Below are 4,468 nucleotides of genomic sequence, written 5' to 3'. Positions count from 1 at the left end.
GCCGACGGCTCGGCCGCGTCCGCCCGCCCGGCCGCGCCGATCACCTCGCTCGGCCGGCTGTCGACCGAGAAGATCATCTTCATCGGCGCCTCCACCGGCGGCACCGAGGCGACCAAGGAAGTGCTGGTCAACCTGCCGCCGGACTGCCCGGCGGTGATGATCACGCAGCACATGCCGCCCGGCTTCACGCGCAGCTATGCGGCGCGGCTGGACGGCCTGTGCCGCATCCGCGTGAAGGAAGCGCAGGACGGCGAACGCGTGCTGCCCGGCCATGCCTACATCGCGCCGGGCGGCCTGCACCTGAGCGTGGAGCGCAGCGGTGCGAACTACATCGCCCGCGTGCAGGATGGCGAACCGGTGAACCGGCACAAGCCGTCGGTCGAGGTGCTGTTCAAGTCGGCGGCGCGCGTCGTCGGCCCGAACGCGCTCGGCATCATGCTGACCGGCATGGGCGCCGACGGCGCGAAGGCGATGCGCGAACTGCGCGACGCCGGCAGCTACAACCTGGTGCAGGACGAGGCCAGCTGCGTGGTGTTCGGCATGCCGCGCGAGGCGATCAACGCCGGTGCGGCGCACGAGGTGCTGCCGCTGACGCAGATCGCGACCCACCTGATCGAGCGTCTGCGCAGCACATCCGGGCTGTCCCTGAATCGCGTCTGATCACCAGCGCGACGGCAGTTCGCGCACGCCGAGGTGGAACTCGTCGACGCGGTGCGATTCGACCTCGCGCCGGCTCTGCGCGTGCGACACCACCCACTCGGGCGCGCCGATATCCCGCAGCGTGCGCGGGTTCAGGTCGAGCACCGCGTCGTAGCGGTGCTCACGCTGCCGGCGTTCCCTCCACCGCTGCCACGCCTCGACCGGTGCGAGCAAGGCCTCGCGCCAGCGCACGGCAATCGGACGGCACAGGGGCAAACTCGGCTGAAACACTTGCGGCGTCGACATGGCGGTCTCCTTCTTGATCGAGTGCTGGTAAGCATAGAAGCCAGCTCCCTGGGAAGGAATCGATTTGTTCAGCGCCAATTGGTCAGCTATGCTTACCAGTCATGCCGAACCACCGCCTGCCGCTGAACACGCTCCCGGCGTTCCGCGCCGTCGCCCGCCTGTCCAACCTGCGCGCCGCGGCCGAGGAGCTGAGCCTGACCCACAGCGCCGTCAGCCAGCAGATCAAGCTGCTCGAGGAACAGCTCGGCTTCCCCCTCTTCGACCGCCGTGGGCGGCGCATCGCGCTGAACGCCGCCGGGGCCGCGCTGCTGCGCGCGGTGGAGCCGGCGCTGGCCCAGCTGGACGACGGCATGCGCGCCGCGGCCGCTGCGGCCTCGGGCGCCGAACACCGCATCCGCGTCACGCTGCTGCCGTCGTTCGCGCAACGCTGGCTGCTGCCGCGCATGGCGCGCTGGCGCGAGCGCAACCCGCACATCGGCATCGAGCTGTTCGCGTCGCAGCAGATCATCGACCTGAAGCGCGACGGCTTCCATGCCGCGCTGCGCCAGGGCAGCGGCGAGTGGAAAGGCCTGGTCAGCGAGCGGCTGATCGATTCGCCGCTGATCGCGATCGGCTCGCCGAATGCCGCGCACCGGCTGCAGGGGCGCGATGCCAAGGCGCTGGCCGACGAGCCGTTGCTCGGCAGCCCAGGGCTGTGGGCGCGCTGGTTCGAGCTGGCCGGGCTGCGCGTGCGCGTCAACCCGGTGGCCGCCTTCAACGACGCCGGGCTGATGCTGCAGGCCGCGGAGCAGGGCCTGGGCCTGGCGCTCGCCCGCGAGCTGCTCGCCGCCGATGCGATCTGCGACGGCAAGCTGGTGCGGTTGTCGCCGCTGTCGCTGCCGGACGACGAGGCCTACGCGTACTGGCTCGTCTACCCGCCCGACCTGCGGGACTGGCCGCCGCTGGTCGCACTGCGCGACTGGCTGCGCGAAGAACTCACGCAATCCCAGGACTTGGTGAAGACACCCCCGATGCCCGTGCGCTAGCATGGCCCGGCGCGTGAGGGCGCGCAGCAGTCAACACCATTGGGAGGATCCATGAAGTTCATCAAGATCGCCGCCGCTGCGGCCCTGGCCGCCGCGTTCGCGCTGGCATCCACCGTGGCCCGGGCGGGCACCGCGGAAGACCGCCAGAAGGAAGGCGAAGCCGCCGTCGCCGCAGCGCGCGCCGCCACCATGAAGGGCCCGAGCGACATCCTGCTGCGCGACCAGGCCGTGCTGAAGCTGCCCGCGGGCATGGAATACATCCCGCAGCCGCAGGCCGGCCGCCTGATGCAGGCGATGGGCAACAGCAGCGACGACCGCCTGATCGGCCTGGTGCAGTCCAGCGGCGACCCGCAATGGCTGGTGGTCGCGCGCTACGAGGCCTCGGGCTACATCAAGGACGACGACGCGAAGGACTGGAACGTCGACGACCTGTTCAAGAGCCTGAAGGAAGGCACCGAGCAAGGCAACAAGCGCCGCCGCGAGCAGGGCTTCCCCGAGCTCGAGATCGTCGGCTGGGTGCAGAAGCCGAGCTACGACGCGGCGACGCACCGCCTCGTGTGGTCGATGGCCGCCCGCACGCCGGGCGAGAACGACGCGCAGCAGAGCATCAACTACAACACCTACGCGCTCGGCCGCGAGGGCTACATCACGCTGAACCTGATCACCTCGCGCGCCTCGATCGAGGCCGACAAGCCGGTGGCCGGCCAACTGCTGTCGGCACTGCACTTCAACGGCGGCAAGGGCTACACCGACTTCAACAGCAACACCGACAAGGTCGCCGAGTACGGCATCGCCGCGCTGGTGGCCGGCGTGGCCGTCAAGAAGCTCGGGCTGTTCGCGGTGATCGCGGCGTTCTTCCTGAAGTTCGCCAAGGTCGCGCTGCTGGCCGGTGCCGGGCTGCTGGCGGTGATCGGCAAGTTCTTCACGCGCAAGAAATCCGACACGTGATCAAGCTGCTCCTGCTGCTGTTCAGCGGCCTGAAGTTCGGCAAGCTGCTGACCACCGGCGGCACGATGCTGCTGTCGGTGGTCGTCTACGCCTTCATCTGGGGCTGGCGCTATGCGGTCGGCTTCGTCGTGCTGCTGTTCGTGCACGAGATGGGGCATTTCATCGCGGCACGGCAGCGCGGGCTGGCGGTCGGCGCGCCGACCTTCATCCCGTTCGTCGGCGCCTGGATCCAGCTGAAGGAGCAGCCGCACGACGCCGAGACCGAGGCCTACGTGGGCATGGGCGGCCCGCTGATCGGCACGATCGGCGCGCTGGCCTGCTACTTCGTCGCGCGCGACCAGCACATCGACTGGCTGCTCGCGGTCGCGTACTCGGGCTTCTTCCTGAACCTGTTCAACCTGATCCCGCTGAGCCCGCTGGACGGCGGGCGCATCACGCAGGTGATCTCGCCGTGGCTGTGGCTCGCGGGCGTGCCGGCGCTGCTGGCGATGCTGATGTGGCGGCCGAGCCCGATGCTGATCCTGGTGGCGGTGCTGGCCGGCTCGCAGCTGTGGACCGCCTGGAAGCAGCGCGGTGACCCGGCCGCGCAGGCCTACCGGGTTGCGTCGTTCGAGACGCGGGCGGGCTATGCGGTGACCTACATCGGGCTGGTGGGCTTCCTCGCGGTGATGACCTACGACCTGCACGAGATGCTGGAGCTGATGCGCCACGGGAGCGGCGTCAACTCGGGCAGCGTCTGAAGCTCAATCCGCCAGGTCACTCCGCCAGGAACAGCGACTGCAGGTCGCTGAGGAAATCCATCCCGCGCGTGGTCGGGCGCACCCAGCCGCCCTCCTGCTCGACGAGCCCCTGCGCCAGCGCCTTGTCGAGCGGCGCGCGGATCGCGCTCAGCGGCATGCCGGTGCGCTCGGTGAAGCGCACCAGCTCGAAGCCATCCACCAGCCGCAGCGCGTTCAGCATGAACTCGAACGGCAACTGCTTGCGCGCCACCTCTTCGTCCTGCGAGATGGCCGCACCGGCCAGCGCCTGCGCCATGTACTTCGCCGGATCGCGGTAGCGGATCTGCCGCACGACGCGGTGTGGAAAGCTCAGCTTGCTGTGCGCCCCGGCGCCGATGCCGAGGTAGTCGCCGAACTGCCAGTAGTTCTGGTTGTGCAGGCAGCGGTGGCCCGGCTGCGCGAAGGCCGAGACCTCGTAGCGCGCGAGGCCGCTCGCGGCCGTGCGCTCGACGATGCGGTCGAGCATGTCGAACGCGAGGTCGTCGTCGGGGATGGCCGGTGGGTGCTTCGCGAAGAAGGTGTTCGGCTCGATCGTCAGGTGGTAGATCGACAGGTGCGGCGGCTTGAAATCGAGCGCCTGCCTCAGGTCGGCATCGAACTGCGCCAGCGTCTGCCCGGGCAGCGCGTACATCAGGTCGAGGTTGAAGGTGTCGAAGCACTCGCGCGCCTCGGCCACCGCGGCGCGCGCCTGCGCGGCATCGTGCACGCGGCCGAGCGCCTTCAGCTTCTCGTCGTCGAAGCTCTGCACGCCGATCGACAGCCGCGTGATGC

The 4,468-nt window shown here is 69.6% G+C and carries 6 protein-coding genes; 4 read left to right on the top strand and 2 right to left on the bottom strand.

Annotated features, from left to right (window positions below):
- On the top strand, positions 1–660 hold a 660-nt coding region (locus tag AC1D15_RS19355), incomplete at its 5' end, for a chemotaxis protein CheB (protein ID WP_477827258.1).
- On the opposite strand, the gene AC1D15_RS19350 is transcribed toward AC1D15_RS19355, so the two are convergent.
- Positions 661–945, bottom strand: coding sequence for a hypothetical protein (locus AC1D15_RS19350; protein ID WP_465114230.1), 285 nt, complete (start codon positions 943–945; stop codon positions 661–663).
- Between the two features lie 101 nt (positions 946–1,046).
- Here AC1D15_RS19350 and AC1D15_RS19345 point away from each other — a divergent pair, with 101 nt between their 5' ends.
- From AC1D15_RS19345 to AC1D15_RS19335, 3 genes are read left to right on the top strand one after another with little or no spacing between them, the layout of a single operon-like run.
- Positions 1,047–1,970 carry a LysR substrate-binding domain-containing protein gene (locus AC1D15_RS19345; protein WP_477827257.1) on the top strand — a complete coding sequence of 308 codons (924 nt, stop codon included), beginning with the start codon at positions 1,047–1,049 and terminating at the stop codon, positions 1,968–1,970.
- Positions 1,971–2,021: 51 nt separating this feature from the next.
- A complete protein-coding gene (locus AC1D15_RS19340; RefSeq protein ID WP_477827256.1) occupies positions 2,022–2,918 on the top strand; it encodes a DUF2167 domain-containing protein in 897 nt (298 codons plus the stop codon).
- On the top strand, positions 2,915–3,658 hold the full coding sequence (locus AC1D15_RS19335) for a site-2 protease family protein (protein WP_477827255.1): 744 nt from the start codon (positions 2,915–2,917) through the stop codon (positions 3,656–3,658). The genes AC1D15_RS19340 and AC1D15_RS19335 overlap by 4 nt, the downstream gene beginning before the upstream one ends.
- Positions 3,659–3,674: 16 nt before the next feature.
- Here AC1D15_RS19335 and hemW read toward each other — a convergent pair.
- On the bottom strand, positions 3,675–4,468 hold a 794-nt coding region (gene hemW / locus AC1D15_RS19330), incomplete at its 5' end, for a radical SAM family heme chaperone HemW (RefSeq protein WP_477827254.1).

Source organism: Rhizobacter sp. P2_H2 (assembly GCF_056403375.1).
This window is presented reverse-complemented; position numbering and strand designations above follow the sequence as displayed.